The sequence below is a fragment of the Xylanibacter caecicola genome, from assembly GCF_013166515.1.
Taxonomy (GTDB): Bacteria; Bacteroidota; Bacteroidia; order Bacteroidales; family Bacteroidaceae; genus Prevotella; species Prevotella caecicola.
In genome coordinates, this window is sequence record NZ_JABKKJ010000068.1 from 1 (window position 1) to 547 (window position 547).

The 547-nt window shown below is 44.2% G+C and carries 1 protein-coding gene; it reads right to left on the reverse strand.

What is annotated here, in order from left to right; all coding sequences use genetic code 11:
- Positions 1 to 547 (reverse strand): hybrid sensor histidine kinase/response regulator (locus tag HPS54_RS12815; protein WP_172345777.1); only part of this gene is annotated, 547 nt, incomplete at both ends.

A 547-nucleotide genomic window follows, 5' to 3' on the forward strand; every position in this document is an offset into this window, starting at 1 on the left:
ATCATTTCCATCAGTGCCGCAGCATCGGTGCAAGTGTCGCAGTGTATTCCTTCTTGGGAATACATCTCTTTCAGCATCAGAAGTAATACCTCATCATTGTCAATGGCGACAACATCATGGAATTTATTGTTATGATAAACAGGTGTATTGCTTGTATATCCAAGCTGTTCTTCAGCTTCCTGCATAGAAATTTCAACTGTGAAACGACTGCCTTTCCCTTTCTTGCTGTCTAAACGGATTGTTCCGCCAAGCATCGACACAATATTACGCATTATGGCAAGCCCAAGCCCGAAACCCTCCTTTGCGGCGGCATTTGATAGACGTTCAAACGCACCGAACGCTTGTTTCTGTTCCTCTTCTGTCATGCCTGTACCTGTATCTTCAACGACCAGTGTCAGAACTCCATTGTCATATTCAGTAATCAAAGAAACACCGCCTTCTTCTGTGAACTTGACAGCGTTTGACAGCAGGTTATTCCCGATTTGTATTATTCGCTCTTTGTCGGTCAATACAATGGCATCGTGTCCAGTCTTCACGGACAAGGACA